Annotated in this window: 14 protein-coding genes; 8 read left to right on the forward strand and 6 right to left on the reverse strand. The window is 43.3% G+C overall.

Annotated elements, in window-relative coordinates; translation table 11 throughout:
• Positions 1-57: 57 nt before the first annotated feature.
• From M1F25_RS13380 to M1F25_RS13400, 5 genes are all read left to right on the forward strand, one after another.
• Positions 58-2,187 (forward strand): type VI secretion system Vgr family protein, encoded by a 2,130-nt coding sequence (locus tag M1F25_RS13380; RefSeq protein WP_181488110.1) that lies wholly within the window; start codon positions 58-60, stop codon positions 2,185-2,187.
• Positions 2,184-2,990, forward strand: a complete 807-nt coding sequence (locus M1F25_RS13385) for a DUF4123 domain-containing protein (protein WP_181488112.1) — start codon at positions 2,184-2,186, stop codon at positions 2,988-2,990. Before M1F25_RS13380 ends, M1F25_RS13385 begins: the two co-directional genes overlap by 4 nt.
• The gene (locus M1F25_RS13390) at positions 2,987-4,903 is read left to right on the forward strand and encodes an HNH endonuclease (RefSeq protein ID WP_181488114.1); all 1,917 of its coding nucleotides are present in this window, start codon (positions 2,987-2,989) and stop codon (positions 4,901-4,903) included. The genes M1F25_RS13385 and M1F25_RS13390 overlap by 4 nt, the downstream gene beginning before the upstream one ends.
• A 12-nt stretch (positions 4,904-4,915) precedes the next feature.
• On the forward strand, positions 4,916-5,353 hold the full coding sequence (locus M1F25_RS13395; protein WP_094961044.1) for an SMI1/KNR4 family protein: 438 nt from the start codon (positions 4,916-4,918) through the stop codon (positions 5,351-5,353).
• Between the two features lie 184 nt (positions 5,354-5,537).
• Entirely contained in the window at positions 5,538-5,807 is a 270-nt protein-coding gene (locus M1F25_RS13400; RefSeq protein WP_136135030.1) for a PAAR domain-containing protein, read from the forward strand.
• A 201-nt stretch (positions 5,808-6,008) separates the two neighbouring features.
• Here the strand turns inward: M1F25_RS13400 and M1F25_RS13405 are convergent, their stop codons facing one another.
• Together M1F25_RS13405 and yfbV are read right to left on the reverse strand one after the other, a co-directional pair.
• Entirely contained in the window at positions 6,009-6,503 is a 495-nt protein-coding gene (locus tag M1F25_RS13405) for a YfbU family protein (RefSeq protein ID WP_004257356.1), read from the reverse strand.
• Positions 6,504-6,642: 139 nt separating this feature from the next.
• The gene (gene yfbV / locus M1F25_RS13410; protein ID WP_004257353.1) at positions 6,643-7,098 is read right to left on the reverse strand and encodes a terminus macrodomain insulation protein YfbV; all 456 of its coding nucleotides are present in this window, start codon (positions 7,096-7,098) and stop codon (positions 6,643-6,645) included.
• A gap of 593 nt (positions 7,099-7,691) precedes the next feature.
• On the opposite strand from yfbV, the gene ackA reads away from it, so the two are divergent.
• Both ackA and pta read left to right on the forward strand, forming a co-directional pair.
• A complete protein-coding gene (gene ackA, locus M1F25_RS13415) occupies positions 7,692-8,894 on the forward strand; it encodes an acetate kinase (RefSeq protein WP_004257349.1) in 1,203 nt (400 codons plus the stop codon).
• A gap of 87 nt (positions 8,895-8,981) precedes the next feature.
• Positions 8,982-11,111: a phosphate acetyltransferase gene (gene pta / locus M1F25_RS13420; RefSeq protein ID WP_181489705.1), complete on the forward strand. Its 2,130-nt coding sequence runs from the start codon at positions 8,982-8,984 to the stop codon at positions 11,109-11,111.
• A 62-nt stretch (positions 11,112-11,173) separates the two neighbouring features.
• Here pta and M1F25_RS13425 read toward each other — a convergent pair whose 3' ends face one another.
• The 4 genes from M1F25_RS13425 to yfcD form a co-directional block, all read right to left on the reverse strand.
• The gene (locus tag M1F25_RS13425) at positions 11,174-12,616 is read right to left on the reverse strand and encodes a sodium:solute symporter family protein (RefSeq protein ID WP_144141278.1); all 1,443 of its coding nucleotides are present in this window, start codon (positions 12,614-12,616) and stop codon (positions 11,174-11,176) included.
• A complete protein-coding gene (locus M1F25_RS13430) occupies positions 12,613-12,810 on the reverse strand; it encodes a DUF3311 domain-containing protein (RefSeq protein WP_004257337.1) in 198 nt (65 codons plus the stop codon). Before M1F25_RS13430 ends, M1F25_RS13425 begins: the two co-directional genes overlap by 4 nt.
• A 10-nt stretch (positions 12,811-12,820) precedes the next feature.
• Positions 12,821-14,065, reverse strand: a complete 1,245-nt coding sequence (locus M1F25_RS13435) for a M24 family metallopeptidase (RefSeq protein WP_181488116.1) — start codon at positions 14,063-14,065, stop codon at positions 12,821-12,823.
• 238 nt (positions 14,066-14,303) lie between these two features.
• Entirely contained in the window at positions 14,304-14,846 is a 543-nt protein-coding gene (gene yfcD / locus M1F25_RS13440) for an NUDIX hydrolase YfcD (protein ID WP_004257328.1), read from the reverse strand.
• Between the two features lie 398 nt (positions 14,847-15,244).
• Here yfcD and M1F25_RS13445 point away from each other — a divergent pair, with 398 nt between their 5' ends.
• Positions 15,245-16,162 (forward strand): TIGR01777 family oxidoreductase, encoded by a 918-nt coding sequence (locus M1F25_RS13445; protein WP_110591918.1) that lies wholly within the window; start codon positions 15,245-15,247, stop codon positions 16,160-16,162.
• Positions 16,163-16,180: the final 18 nt, after the last annotated feature.

Consider the following 16,180-nt stretch of genomic DNA (forward strand, 5'->3'; position numbering starts at 1 on the left):
CGAGCCTTTCGAGGCTCGTTTGCGTTTTTAGCTTTTTCTCCCGTAGAGGAAACTCCCATGTCTTGGACTGACCCAAAGAAAAATAGACGACTTGGCAGCCCCGAAAATAACCCGCTTATTCACGGTGGCGGATACACAGGTGGCAGAACCTATGCACAGGACCAAGCCTTGCAAGAAGCCCATGGTCAACTACTAGAGCGTATTATGAATGGCGAAATGGGGACGGGATTGGTATTCACCTGTACCATTGGTGGACTCCCTGAAAACACCTTTCAAGTGACCCAGTTTAATTTGCAAGAAGGGCTTTCCCAGCTCTTTTCACTGTCGATTCAGGCGGTCAGCCCGCTACCCGAGATTGATTTTCAAACGGTACTGGGTGTGGCCTCTTCGTTGACTGTAAAGCGAGATGGAAAAATTCTTCGCACGGTACAAGGCATTTTAGCCGGGGCAGAGCAAGGCAACACCGATGGGGTTAAAACTTGGTATCACTTTGTGATACGCCCTGAAATGTGGGTGATGACGCTTAAACAGGACAGCCGCATTTTCCAAAATATGACGGTGCCCCAAGTTCTTAAGGTGTTACTGGATGAAGCGCGTGTGAAACACGATATGCAATTCTACCATTCGGAAGAGCATCTTGAACGCTCCTATATCACCCAAAAGCGCGAAACGATGTATGAGTTCTGGTGTCGCCTTGCTGCTGAAGAAGGGATTAATTACTGGTTCGAAGAAGGCCCGCAACTGTTTTACAGTGACCGTCATTTAGGCATGAAAGCGGGTATTTCGCTCACCTATAATCCGCAATCAGAGACCGACATTACTGACAGTACGGCCACCACATGGCGCTATGCTGAGCAGTTGTGCAGCGATATTCGTGTGGATAAAGATTACAACCAACTTCGCCCCTCTTACCCACTGAGCCACCAAGTCACGGGCGAAGTCCATCAACAACATGAGGTGTTTGAAAGCTATGGTCGCTTTCAAGAAGATGCCGAGGGGCAGCCCTTCAACCAAATCCGCTACGAGCAATCACAAAACCAGCGGCAAGTGGGTTCAGCCACCACTAACTGCATTGAGTTAGCACCGGGACGTATTTTTATCTTATCTAACCATCCTAGCCCTCGAATGAATACGACATGGCAGGTGGTGAGTGTCTCCCATCACGGTGTGCAGCCATTAGCGGATAACAGTGGTGGTGAAGGCACCCAACTGAGTAACCAGCTGTCCTTTGTGCCTAGCACTCAAGAGTGGCGACCGCCTTACCGATATAAGCCGCTTGCCGATGGGGATGAAGTTGCGACAGTCGTAGGCCCAAAAGGGGAAGAAATTTACACGAACAGCAAAGGGGAAGTGACCGTCTATTTTCATTGGGACAGGCGTGGTATTCCTGACCACAGTGCGTCTTGCTGGGTACCTGTAATGCATGGCTGGAGCGGAAATGGCTATGGGTTTATGAGTATTCCCCATATTGGGCAGCAGGTTTTAATCAGTTATCTGAATGGCGACATTGACCGCCCCGTCATTACGGGATGCATGTACAACGGTCGCAATGCCCCTCCGTTAGATTTACCGACCCAAAAAACACGCACCACCTTTAAAACGTGCACTCATAAAGGGGAAGGTTTTAACGAATTACGTTTCGAAGACCAAGCAGGACAAGAAGAAGTATATATTCATGCCCAGCGTGACATGAATGTGCATATTCAACATGATAGCTACACCCATGTCCAACACGATGTCAAACAGCGTATTGACCGACACCGTTTTACTGACATTCAAGGGGATGACCACCTTCACATTAAAGGGACGCACAAGGCCCAAATAGAAGGTGATATCGCTGAACAGGTGCTCGGCAGTTATCATCAGCAAATTAACGGTGCGCTGGTGAGCGAAAGTGGTCAAGAGACCCACATCACCAGCCAAGGGAAAGTGGTGATTGATGCGGCGACGGAAATTACCTTAAAAGTGGGCGGCAGTTTTGTGCGGGTGACACCGGGCAATGTGTTTACCTCCGGCAATGTGGCGATTGGTGACAGTGCTGGGGGCTCAGGGCAAGCAGTGAATATTCAATTGCCGGATGGCGTTGACCCGTTTGCGGCACCGCCTTACCCCATTAAACCCTATTGTGCGATGCAAGCCCAAGCGACGGGCAGTTGGGTGATTAAGCCTAATGGGGGAAATCAATGAGACTCACCCCTTGGACAACATGGTTAACGGCATCGAATACCGACCCTATCTATTTACTGCTCAATACGTTAGCCACACCCAACCCGACAGACTTATTGTTTGCCAACGATTGGGTTGAACAGGCATTTCCTATTTACAATGGCACTGCACTGGCCCATTTAATCGGTCAGAGCCCGTGGCTTGTGCAATTAAAACCGAGTGCGTATGCCCCATTGGGGCAACTGCTTGACCGTAAAGGCTTAAGTGATAACACATGGGGCTGGGCGTATCGCAGCTCGCTGGATTGGCAATACCAGTTACGTCATTGGCAAAACCGCCAATTGGTGGAGCTGAATGAAGAGCTCGTGGTGCTGCGTTTAATGGACACACGTATTGCGAATGTGCTTATTCCCAAAATGCGTGAGGTAGATTGGTCTGTGTTGATGACCCCTGTTCATGAGGTGATGTTGGAGACACCCAGTGACCCTGCTTTTTTTGAATCGCCTACCCGGCATAACCCTTTACCCATTCCTGAACTGCAAGCCCGTCCGTTCATCATGGGGGAACACTTGCAGGCTGCGTGGGAAAACTCTGCTCAATTTATCGAGCTGTTAGCGGAAAACCTGGCGTGTGAACTGTGGGAAAACCACGCAGAGGTCGCTCTATCCCTCGACACACCGGAAGGCCAACTTCACCGACGTTTAGTGGATTGGTTACACCTGCATCCCTCACTCGCGGGGGATATCCATACCCGTACCGCCACACAGTTTACGGACTATGCCCAGCAACAAGGCTGGCTAACCACGACAACGGAGCCGTCATGAGTCAGAAAGTCGAATCGTGCATTATCTGTGAAAACTATCGATTTTGGTTAGAGCTGCAATTGGTTGATGATAAAGGACAACCCTTAGCCAACGTGCCGTATACGCTCGCCGAGCGAGGCACAGGCCGTACGTTGCAAGGCAGCAGCGACCCACAGGGCTTGATTAAAGCGGAAGGCTTAACGGCTCGTCCGTATACACTGAGCCTTGAACCGCAATCCTTAGCCGATGCCCTGACAACGCTGTCGCCTCCGGCAGCGATTCAAGGCAACGATAAGTCACTGAGTGATTATTGCCGTGAGCAAGGGTATCTCCTGAGTGAAAATAACCGCGCAGGGGCGTTTAACCCGAATGTACCCACCACGGTTCACCGCATGACAGCGGGGCAAATAAGCCGTTCTACCCACTATCAACAACGGGATAAGGGCTATCCCCTATTGTTCCCGTATGACCATCGCCGTGTGATTGCGATTAAGCGGATAGCCGAGCCGGTATTTGCTAAATCGACCCTAAGAAGGCTAGGCAATACGGATGAGGGACTTGACGTAGAGGCCTTGGCTAACTTTGGGGTGTGTGATTACAGTAACTATACTTGCAACACAGTGTCAAACTCGACACAAACAGTTCCTCAATCAAGCTGGGTATCTTCATTCTTTAGCGCATTAAATCCGGTTGGCACCGCACAGGCTTTTCCAATTGGGGGAGCCATGGGCAGTGGCGCTATGGCAAGTGGTGGTGTTGTCGGTGGTGCCGTGGGGCAGCAAGAGACGTCGTTTGGATGGGATAACTCACAAGAAAGTGCAAATCACCGTATTGCTCGACATCTTGAGTATGAACTGCGAAAACCGTCACCGTTGGTTTTAAGTGCAAATATTCTGTTTGCCATGGTAGCGAATTACTATGAAGGGGACAGCTTAACGCAGCCTGATTTGCTGGAAATTGCTGAGATGGGAGGCTCTGCACCGACGCGTATGCGAGTGGGATTTGCCTCAACGGGAACCACAGCGGCAGCGATGGCAAGTGCATCTCAACTGATTGCATACCATACCGAGCGAGACAGTGGGTTTGACCAAGTGCCAGTGATTAAGGGTGAATTGGCTTCCGAAGCTGAAGCGCGAGAAGTGTTGAGCTTACCGATATATCAATCCCCAAATGGATTGCCGAGTGCTAATAACCAAGCCGAAATTTACCGTTTTGATGCAGATGGAACAACCCTTTACATGGGCGTGGCGGCATCGGGGGAGATAATTAATATCTCTGCGCGGATTGATGATATTCCAAATGAACCCATCATTCATGCGGGCCCCTCGCCTCAGCCTCAAAGAGTAGAGAAACCGGAAGGTTTTGCCATCCATGAGTCTGATACTCGGCCTGAAACACTGCCGATTGCGGATGATGGGATTATTTGGCGCCATACGGGGCACGATGTTGAACCGGTGGATTTTCGAGATTATATTCTGACGGTAGACAGGAAGGATGTTAAACCTACGTATGTAAGCTTACGCGGTAAATCAGTTGAAGAAAAACTCAAGGCTCGTGGATATGATGATGTTATTATTAATGAGAATGGCGGGTTAGACTATTCTAAAAGCAAGGCATTATATCATAACCCTGATAGATTGAAGCCAGATGGTACACCAGTTGAGCCTATAGTTAAAATTAAGTATACAGGGAATTATCCTGATGATTTTGAAGCTGCAAATATGGCTGGATTTGGACAAAAATCAACACCTATGTTAGATGGGGAACGTTATCTTTGGCACCACCTAGATGATTATGATCCAATTACTAACGAAGGTACTATGCAGCTAGTTGTTTCGGATTCACATAATGGGATTCAGCATAAAGGTGGAGTGAGTCAATTCAAGGACACAAATAATGTTAGTGAATATCCATTTAGATTACCAAATAAATAAGGAGCCAATTATATGACAATAGAATTAGTGTTTCCTGAAAAAAGCTTATCTAATGATGAGTTAAATCAATTTGAATTGTTGTTTATAGCTAAATTGCCAGAAGCATTTAAGCAACACTATCTTACCATTAATGGTGGCTTTATTGGTGAAAACTCCAATGTAAATTCTTATTTTGGAGGGTTTAATCCTATAAAATATGGAAAATTACCTATTGAAAAGCTTATTGAGGACATCGGGGATTTGGATGTAATACTGAATAATAAATCAGTACACTATGAGCAGGGAAGTTTTATACCCTTTGGTTATGATAATGGGGGAAATACCTTGCTTTTATCCCTTAAGAAGGATAGTTATGGCGAAGTTTACTTTCATTCTTATGATGGTTTATTCCAAAAGGAATATAGTAATTTTGAATCTTTTTTAAATGATGTATTTGGAAATGATCATTAGGATATATAAAAATAAACTAGAGCCATAGAATTTTAATTTTATAAATGACTAACTCAGATATGGTTCTTCTGTAGTTTATCAATCTCGTAAAATATTTTATCATTTGATAACAAATATTTTTCGTTGATTTTTTAGTAAAAGGTCGAACAGCTTTTAGCAAAGCTTGATCAGGAGAAAAAACGCAATGCGTAGTCTTGTGAACGGCAGAAAACTCATTTTAAAAAATGATACTACCAATACAGGCGGCACAGTTCTAACGGCTTCTTCTCTCGCCAAACAAACCCAAGGGGTCGCTTGCGTAGGCAACTCGGTTTATTGTCCTTCATGTAAAAAAACCGGCACTATCATTGAAGGCGATAGCTTAATGAAGATTAATGGTATCCCTGTTGCGCTAGAAGGTCACAAAGTCGCTTGTGGATGTTCTGGGGGCTGTGTGCTTGTTGCTGTAGGCTAAGTGTTAATGTGTTTTAACTTGCTCATATAGCTCGCATATCAGTGTCACGTGTTGCTGCTTTACTAATGACAAGCAAACATGCTCTAAATATTCACGCTGTAGCTAGGCGACTAGAGAAGATATCTCGGAGAGCATACAAATGTATGTGACCCGAGTCACCGAACGCAGTCAACAAAGCTACAGCGCGAAGAATGACGAGCATTAGGCATTTAAAATTTGGGAGATCTCCACTGCTGATAAATGATACTGCCTTGGACATGCATGCCAAATCGCTAACATACGATTATATTTTTCCCACATTGGTGTTTGTGAGTTAAACCCATGCGTCCCGCTGTCAAAGTGGGTATAACGCCCTTCTGTGTTGACCATAAAACGGACATAGCTCAGATAACGTGCTTCTGTTGCCGCATCAAAGCCCAAAAATTGCACACGGCGGCCATCAATGTCTTCCTTATTAGCCATGTTGCTATAAGAGACTTGCAGCGCATGGTACATTTCCATGATATCAATAACAGTACGGCAGGTATCTTCACTTAAATGACCAAAGTCTCTGTCTAACTCACGCATTTGTAAACCGAAACCACGTTCAATAATGGTTTGTTGTCGGCGATAACGTTCTGCATTATCGGGGTCAAGCATGGTCATCATTTTATATTGATTAGATAAGATCAAGCGTTGTGCGTTAGTCATTTCCATCAGGGTTCTCCCACTAAAAAGTATGGCTTATCTTCGCATTCAACATCAATCATAGACAGTGAAAACATCGCTTTTATTGATCTAAACACTATTTTTGCATTACTTATTGTTAAATCTACCTTTTAATAGAAATTATCCCTTAGATATCTTCCATAAAGGAACGATCTAGCTGGTTAAATGCACGTTTTAGCAAGTCAGCCAACGCCATATAATCGGGTTGGTGTTCAACTGGTGCCATCGCAATTCCCGCTTCGGTAAATTTATCACGGATCTCATAAAACCAGCTTAGCAAGCTGGATGGCAAAGGTGTCGCCGCACGTTTTCCTAACCACCATAAACCTTGCATTGGCAAACTACAGGCAAAAAGTGCCGTGGCAATGGCAGGTCCCAATTGCCCACCTAACGCGATTTGCCATGCTAATGTAAAAATTGCAATGGGCGGCATAAAGCGAATACCAAAGCGTACCGCCTTGTTAATACGAATTTCGGGGAATATCGGCGACAGTTTTTTCTCCATAGGAAAAGCCTTCAGATAGCGGTTACCTAATCTAAAGCGCTTAAAAAAACCGGGCGGTGTACTTTGCAATGTACTCATGAAACGTTTCCTATCGACTTCTTAAAAACTGAGGCAATAATTTATAAATTACGCATGGTAAAATGATAGCACATTTAAGGTAACGAAATTATTTCATTACATTTACCTTAAGTTAAGTCAATTTACTAAATATCAGCTATTCTAATAGCAACGTAACCCTGTGCTATAACACTACTTTATACGTCACTTATGATTTTAATCAATCAAAGTCCCTATTTTTAAAAAAAACGTATAAAATATAAAATAATTTTAGTAGAATCTGCCACATTTAGAATTGCTGTTGCATTTGTTATTTTTTAGCTTTATCCATCTTCGATACTGAAGATAGACAACAGTTATATATTGGGGTTGTTGATCGTTATTTCAACACTAGGTGCAGAGGTTTACTTTTATAACCTTCTGTAGAAAAGAATAGCGCCTGAGTTATCAACCCCTGAAGATCTCACGATCTTTAACTTTTTTCGCCTTTAACATGATATCAATCATGATGTTTCAGGTCATAAATACGCTAGGCTCTAGCGGTATATTTTTATATCTGAGTCTTTTCATGTTTTTAAAAGGCTTCACAACAACAATTAACGATAGGTATTTCCATGTCAAGTAAGCTGGTACTGGTTCTAAACTGCGGTAGCTCCTCACTGAAATTCGCCATCATCGACCCAACTAATGGCGATGAATTTTTATCTGGATTAGCTGAGTGCTTTAACCTCCCGGAAGCCCGTATTAAGTGGAAAATGGATGGTGCTAAGAAAGAAGCGCCTTTAGGTGCTGGTGCAGCGCATAGCGAAGCATTGGATTTCATTGTTAACACTATTCTTGCTGAAAAACCTGAGCTATCAGAGCAAATCACCTCCATCGGTCACCGTATTGTTCATGGTGGTGAGAAATTTACCTCTTCTGTATTAATCACAGATGAAGTGATTGAAGGCATCGAAGCGGCTATTCCATTCGCGCCATTGCATAACCCTGCTCATCTCATCGGTATTGAAGAAGCAAGAAAATCCTTCCCGCATCTGGTCAACAAAAATGTCGCTGTCTTTGATACCGCATTCCATCAGACCATGCCGCAGGAAGCTTATCTGTATGCATTGCCATACGAATTATATTCAGAGCATAGTATTCGCCGTTATGGTGCGCACGGTACAAGCCATTACTATGTTTCCCGTGAAGCTGCGAAAAAACTCAACAAACCTGTTGATGAGCTAAATGTTATCACTTGCCACCTAGGCAATGGTGGTTCTGTTACTGCTATTGTTAACGGTAAATGCGTTGACACTTCAATGGGTTTAACGCCATTAGAAGGTCTGGTAATGGGAACACGTAGTGGTGATATCGACCCTGCAATTATTTTCCATTTACATGATTCTTTAGGTATGAGCGTTGAACAAATCAACAAAATGCTGACCAAAGAGTCTGGTTTATTAGGTTTAACTGGCGTAACAAGTGACTGCCGCTATGTTGAAGATAACTACGGCACTAAAGAAGACGCAACTCGCGCAATGGATGTTTTCTGCCATCGTTTGGCGAAATACGTTGGTGCATATAGTGCTCTGATGGAAGGCCGCCTTGATGCTATCATCTTCACGGGTGGTATTGGTGAAAACTCAGCGCAAGTTCGTGAAATTACCTTGAAGAAACTGGCTATCCTTGGTTTCGAATATGACCACGAACGTAACTTAGCGGCGCGCTTCGGTAAAGAAGGTTTAATCACTACCGATAACAGCCGCCCAGCACTGGTTATCGCAACCAATGAAGAGTTGGTTATCGCCCAAGATACTGCGCGTTTAACCGCATAAGCAACTTCTACCGCCAGCAACCTGCTGGCGGTATCGTTTTGTCATTAGAGTAACCGAAATAAAGAGGTTCCCGTGTCCCGTACAATTATGTTAATACCTACTGGCACCAGCGTTGGCTTAACTAGCGTTAGCCTAGGTGTCGTTCGCTCAATGGAACAAAAAGGTGTTCAATTAAGCGTTTTCAAACCTATCGCACAGCCACGCGTCTCTGGCAATAAAGACCAAACCACTGAAGTCCTGCGCTCTCATTCAAGTATTACCACCATTGTTGAACCACTAACAATGGAATACGTAGAATCGCTACTGACCTCTTCCAAAAAAGATGTATTAATGGAAGAAATCGTCGCTCGCTATCATGACCACACAAAAAATGCGGAAGTGATTTTAATTGAAGGTTTAGTGCCAACGCGTAAACATTCATTTGCTCAATCATTAAATTATGAAATTGCCAAAACATTAGGCGCAGAGATTGTTTTCGTCACTGCACCAGGCAACAGTTCAATCACACAAATGCAAGAGCGTTTAGAGTTAGTACGTAACGAATTTGGCGGCCAACGTAATAAAAATATCATCGGCGTTATTATCAATAAGGTGAATGCACCTGTTGATGAACAAGGTCGTACTCGCCCTGACCTATCTGAAATCTTTGATGATTCAACCAAAGCGACTGTGGCTAACCTCGATACTAAGCAACTTTCTGCGCTGAATCTGCCTGTGCTGGCATCCATTCCATGGAACTTTGATTTAATTGCCACCCGTGCAATTGACATGGCAAAACACTTAGGTGCAGAGATTGTTAACGAAGGCGAAATCAAAACTCGTCGTGTTAAATCAGTGACTTTCTGCGCTCGTAGCATTCCGCACATGCTTGAACACTTCCGCCCAGGATCATTATTAGTGACCTCAGCGGATCGCCCTGATGTATTAGTTTCTGCCTCACTAGCGGCAATGAACGGGGTTGAAATCGGTGCAGTTCTACTAACGGGTGGTTACAACATCGATGCGCCTATTCGCCAGCTGTGTGAGCAAGCTTTCGAAACCGGCCTGCCTGTTTTCATGGTGAAAAGCAATACATGGCAAACATCGCTGAATCTACAAAGCTTTAGCTTAGAAGTCCCAGCTGATGACCATGAACGTATTGAAAAAATTCAAAACTATGTGGCTCGTCATATTAGTAGCGATTGGATTGAATCACTGGTTGCTGACTCAGAACGCCCTAACCGCCTATCACCACCAGCATTCCGTTATCAGTTAACTGAATTAGCACGTAAAGCTGGCAAACGAATCGTTCTTCCTGAAGGCGACGAACCGCGTACAGTTAAAGCTGCATCTATCTGTGCAGAGCGCGGCATTGCAACTTGTGTTCTATTAGGTAACCCAGAAGATATTCGTCGTGTTGCTGCTGCACAAGGTATTGAACTCGGTACTGGTATTGAAATTGTTGACCCAGTTAAAGTACGTGAAGAATACGTTGCTCGCCTCGTTGAATTACGTAAGAGCAAAGGAATGACTGAGGTTGTTGCTCATGAGCAATTAGAAGATAACGTTGTATTAGGCACATTAATGCTAGAGAAAGGCGAAGTGGATGGCCTAGTTTCTGGTGCTGTTCATACGACGGCAAATACTATCCGTCCACCGTTGCAATTAATTAAAACAGCACCGGGTAGCTCATTAGTTTCTTCTGTGTTCTTTATGTTATTACCAGAACAAGTATTTGTGTACGGTGACTGCGCTATCAACCCAGACCCAACTGCAGAGCAATTATCTGAAATCGCTATCCAATCTGCGGATTCTGCTAAAGCGTTCGGTATCGACCCACGTGTTGCGATGATTTCTTACTCTACAGGCGATTCAGGTGCGGGTAGTGATGTTGAGAAAGTGCGTGAAGCAACGCGTTTAGCACAAGAAAAACGCCCTGATTTAATTATCGATGGTCCATTACAATATGACGCGGCTGTTATGGCGGATGTTGCTAAGTCCAAAGCACCTAATTCACCAGTTGCAGGTAAAGCGACCGTATTTATCTTCCCTGACTTAAATACCGGTAATACCACGTATAAAGCCGTACAACGTTCTGCTGACTTAGTCTCTATTGGTCCAATGCTGCAAGGTATGCGTAAACCAGTCAATGACTTGTCACGCGGTGCATTAGTTGATGACATCGTGTATACCGTTGCGTTAACTGCTATCCAAGCAGTACAAAACGAAAACGCTTAATTCATCTCTTTCTGCTAAAAAGCGCTCAACTGAGCGCTTTTTTATTGCCTGATTATTTTTAACTATCTTTTACGCGTAAATAATGAAACCACTACCGCAACAATAATATTCAGAATAAATGCAGCAATACCGATATTCATAAAGCTCAAACTTTCTCCTAACCAAGGGAACAATTGTGCTAAAGAAATTTTCTCTATATAGGTTACCGCAAGGAATAAAACCCCCGCAGAAATTCCACAAATAGCACCCGCTGGTGTCATTGGGTTTTGCTGTTTAAAGCTCATCAGTAAAGCAGGGAAAAACTGCGCGACAATATTGACCCCGAGTAACATAATAGCCACTAAGGTATCATTACTGTGGAAAATAAAATACAAGCTGACCAACGCAACGACAGGTACCATAAAGCGAGCATACACACCAGACTGGCGTTTTTCTTCACTTACTCCCATCGCTTTTTGCACAACTCCCGCTAACATATTAGAAGTAGTTAGCAACAACATCGAACCAGGTACTAATGCGGTTAACATCCCTGCCGCACCAATAAAACCAACCACAATCGGTGAGAAGGTGCTCTTAGATATCTCAAACAGCGATAAATCCACTGCCGCCCCTTCAAGATGTGGAATTTGCAATATGGATGCATAACCAACGAAAAATGCGAATAGCATAATCAAACTGTACGCTGGGATCAGAATACTATTACGTTTCAGTGATTTTTCATCTTTTGCGGTAAACACTGCGGCCATATAATGCGGCCAACAGAAATAGGCAACCACAGATAAGAATATTGTGGAAATATACCAAGGGATATTTAGCCCCGTTTCGGAGAATGTTAGAAAGCTTGGCATCGCCGTATCTATCGCTTTAAACATGTCCCCAAAACTACCGTAATAATGAAGTGGAATATAAATACCGATAAAAACCACCACAATTAAAATCATTAAATCTTTTAGTGCTGATGTCCAAGCTGAGCCATGAATACCTGAAATCATCACAAATAACGTCACTGCGATAATTCCAATCCAAATGGCAATATCTGCTGGAATTGCGCCATAAGACGCTTGAGAAACAATAATGCCTAATCCTTTAAGCTGTAAAACAAATAAAGGCACCATTGCAGCAATAGATATTAAGCTAATTAATAACCCTAACCCCGGGCTTTGATACTTTTTGGTAAATAACTCAGAAATCGTTCTGACATCATTATCTTTTGCAAATCGCCATACCCTTGGGTGCACCCAGTATAAAAAGATCCCCATAAAAGCATTGACTGCCAAGGTATATAGAATTGCAGGGCCTTTACCATAAGCCCAGCCACTCCCGCCAAGGAAGGTAAACGTGGTATATATTTCCCCCGCACTCAGCAAGAAAACTAACAGTGCGCCATAACTACGACCACCGACAGACCACCCTTCATGGTCCATCGTTTTTCCTTTCTTCGCACGAATAGCAAGATAAATACTAAACAGGAAGAAAACAGTAATAATAATTAGCGCGGAGCTCATGATGTTTCCTTAGTATTTTTATTATCTAATATATTGATTAGTAACATAACTAAGGCTGTAACAATCACCCATGAGACAATCCAGAACATTAAAAATGGCAAGCCCATAACAAAAGGCTCTACTTGGTTGGCATAATAGATACCCACGGTTAACGCTAGGATTGGGAAAATAACTAAATAATGATACCACTTCATATTCCGCCCCTTATTCCACTTGCCCGAAAGAAATCAATTCACGAGGCAAATGACTTAACATTTCCACACCGTCTTCAGTAATCAGCAGCATATCTTCAATCATAATACCGCCAACACCAATCCCGTAATAAGGTGTTTCTAAGCTCATTACCATCCCAGCTCGAAATATTTCTGTGGTCGCAGCGCTCACAAAAGGGGCTTCTTCCAGCCCAACGAACACCCCGTCCCCATGGCCTAAGTGCCCACGGTTATAATGGGGCAAACCCGAAGAACGAATGAGTGCCATTGTTTCATTGAAAACATCACTTAATGCCACGCCGGGCGCAACTCGACTTAACATATATTGATGGCCTTTTAAGATAGTTTGATAAATAGCAGCGACTTTTTCATTCGGTTTACCAACCACAAATGTCCGTGCAATATCAGCACCATAACCTGCCACATCAACGCCACAGTCAAATTTAATTAAATCCCCTTCTTTTGCAGGTTGGTCATCAGGGATCATTTTCGGTGAAAAATCACTGCCCACTGAAATTAAATTGAAGCGGCTATAATTTGTCTCTGGGTATTCCATCACTTTCGCTTTAAAAGCGGCGGTTAATTCCGCTGAAGTACAGCCGACTTTGATCAATTTACTCGCAGCAGCAATACCAGCCTCTGTAATTTGTGCTGATTTTCTGAGATGAGCAATTTCCCACGGGCTTTTAATCATGCGTAATTCATTAAATAGCGGCGAAGAATCAACCAAATTTAATTCAGGAATAACCTTATCCAACCATACTTTACCTGTATGTGTAATTTGGTTTAATTCAATTGCAACCGGTTTACAATAAACTCCCGCTTCTGACAACGCCTCTTTGAGTAAATTGAAAATGGTTTCTATTGGGCTATTAATTGGCCTTGCCTTCACCACTTTGCCATTTTCCGGGTTGTAAGGGTCATCAACATCCACCCAAATTGGAAATGTTTTAATCCTTGCGTTAGGCATTTGAAGTGACAAATTTGCCGCTTCAAATTCATTCATAATAACCAATGATTGAATAGAAGGATCACGAAAAATAACCGCAATCGCCGAACCTGTTTGCCTGAAAGTGTACATAAAGAAGCTCGCAAAACCGGTTAAGTGATAAAAGTTATCACCCACGGTTGCGATTAACGCTTCAATTCCTTCACGCTCCATAATCTCACGGGCTTTATTGGTTACGTTATCAAGGTGTTGTTGTTTCAAAAAAGCATCTTGTTTATCAATTGTCATTTTTATTCTCTCGAAGCGTCATGTATACACCAAGCAGTGCATCATATCGCAAACGATAAATGTTAAGATCTGTCACATTATATCTAGTGTAGAAATGAATACATCGTTTAGCTTGCAAGTTTGTTATAACTAATCGTTATATATTAGCTTGAAATTAACTTTGCTAGAGATTTGATTTTGGGAGAAATAAAGTAAAGGACTAAATAAAATAGCCCTTTAACAATTTTAATCTGATCAACTATGAGTTTTCAGCACAAGTGATGGTTTTTTCTAACTCATTATTCCGAGTCAACCATAAAGAAAGCGCTTTAAGTGAATCCGGCGTAAATTCGTCACAGCGTGCGCTGATCTCTTTAGGGGTCAACCAACTGACCTCAACAACTTCAGATTCTTGTAAAGCAAATGGACCATGGCTCACACAGCTAAACAAACCACCCCATACACGACAATGCGCATCTTCAAAGTAAAAATGGCCATGTTCAGCAAAAGGAACGCCAGCAATACCTAGCTCTTCTTCAGCTTCACGCTTTGCAGAATCAAGAATGTTTTCACCTTGCGTAACCACTCCTCCAGCTGTTGCATCGAGGAAACCGGGGTGAAAATCTTTAATGTCTGTGCGTCGTTGAACCAATATTTTGCCCATTCCATCATGAACAACAATGTAAGTTGCACGATGACGTAGGTTTTCTGCTCGCATTTGGCTACGTGTTGCCTGAGCAATCACAGTATTGTCTTCATCAACAATATCGACCCATTCAACAACTTCGGTTTGTTGTTCCATCCTGTAAACCTTTTATTTTTAAGCTAAAACTGCTTATATCATTAGACTGATTCTTATTGTATGCCTGACAATACCAATCTGCATTGATCCGCACCTATGAAAATGATCCTAGCTGAATTTGTGATTGGTTGCCATCATAAAAAGCACTTCTTATTACAGTGATAATGAAACCGAATTTTTTAAAGGCAGGCTAAGCAAATCATACAAATTGTGTTCACAAATGCTATAGTTAAATCATAACGCTGTAGTTTGTTACTGATCTCAGGGATATCCCCTAAATAGTTCAAATTGCAGCTAGGCGCCAAGAGATGGCAGCCTTAGGAGCATACACAAGTATGTGACTAAGGTGACAAAACGTAAGCAACAACGCTGCAGTTTGAAATATGACGGGGATGGCGATGAAGATACTCATAACAGGCGGCACCGGGCTAATCGGAACACCACTAATCCAAAAACTGATTTCTCTTGAGCATCAGGTTACTGTATTAAGCCGCTCTCCACAAAAAGTTTATAGCCAGTTTTGCAAGGCTGTTGAGTGCTGGACGTCTCTCAATGGTAAAACCCACTTAAATGACTTCGATGCTGTCATTAACCTAGCAGGCGAACCTATTGCTGATAAGCGCTGGACAGAGGAACAAAAAAAGTTACTGTGTGATAGCCGTTGGAAGTTAACTCAGCAGCTTAGTGAGTTAATCACAGCCAGTGAAACCCCTCCCCGGGTATTTTTATCGGGCTCTGCTGTCGGCTATTATGGCAATCAGGGCCAATCGGTCGTTACCGAAGACGAACACCCCCATGATGAATTTACTCACCAACTCACACAGCATTGGGAAGCTTTAGCCGCTAATGCTCAGTCAGAAAAAACTCGCGTTTGTTTATTACGCACTGGCCTTGTGTTATCAGCGAATGGCGGTTTACTTGCCAAAATTCTCCCCATTTTTAAAATGGGTGCAGGTGGGCCAATTGGTGACGGGAAACAATACATGCCGTGGATACATATCAACGATATGGTTCGTGCAATTTGTTTTCTATTAGATAACCCAACGCTTTCTGGCCCCTTTAATATGACCTCACCTTATCCAGTCCATAATGACCTATTTTCCGCCACGTTAGGTGAAGTTATTAATCGTCCTTCATTTGTACGAACGCCCGCTTTTGTGATTAAAGCCATCATGGGGGAATCCGCAGCGCTGGTATTGGGTGGCCAACAGGCGATCCCCAAACGGTTAGAAGAGGCAGGCTTTCAATTTGAACATATCGAGTTAAAAAAAGCGTTAGAAGATTTACTTCAAAATAACAATAACACCGAAAAATAGTACATAACATTTTAAATT

The sequence above is a fragment of the Providencia sp. PROV109 genome, from assembly GCF_033681625.1.
Taxonomy (GTDB): domain Bacteria; phylum Pseudomonadota; class Gammaproteobacteria; order Enterobacterales; family Enterobacteriaceae; genus Providencia; species Providencia hangzhouensis.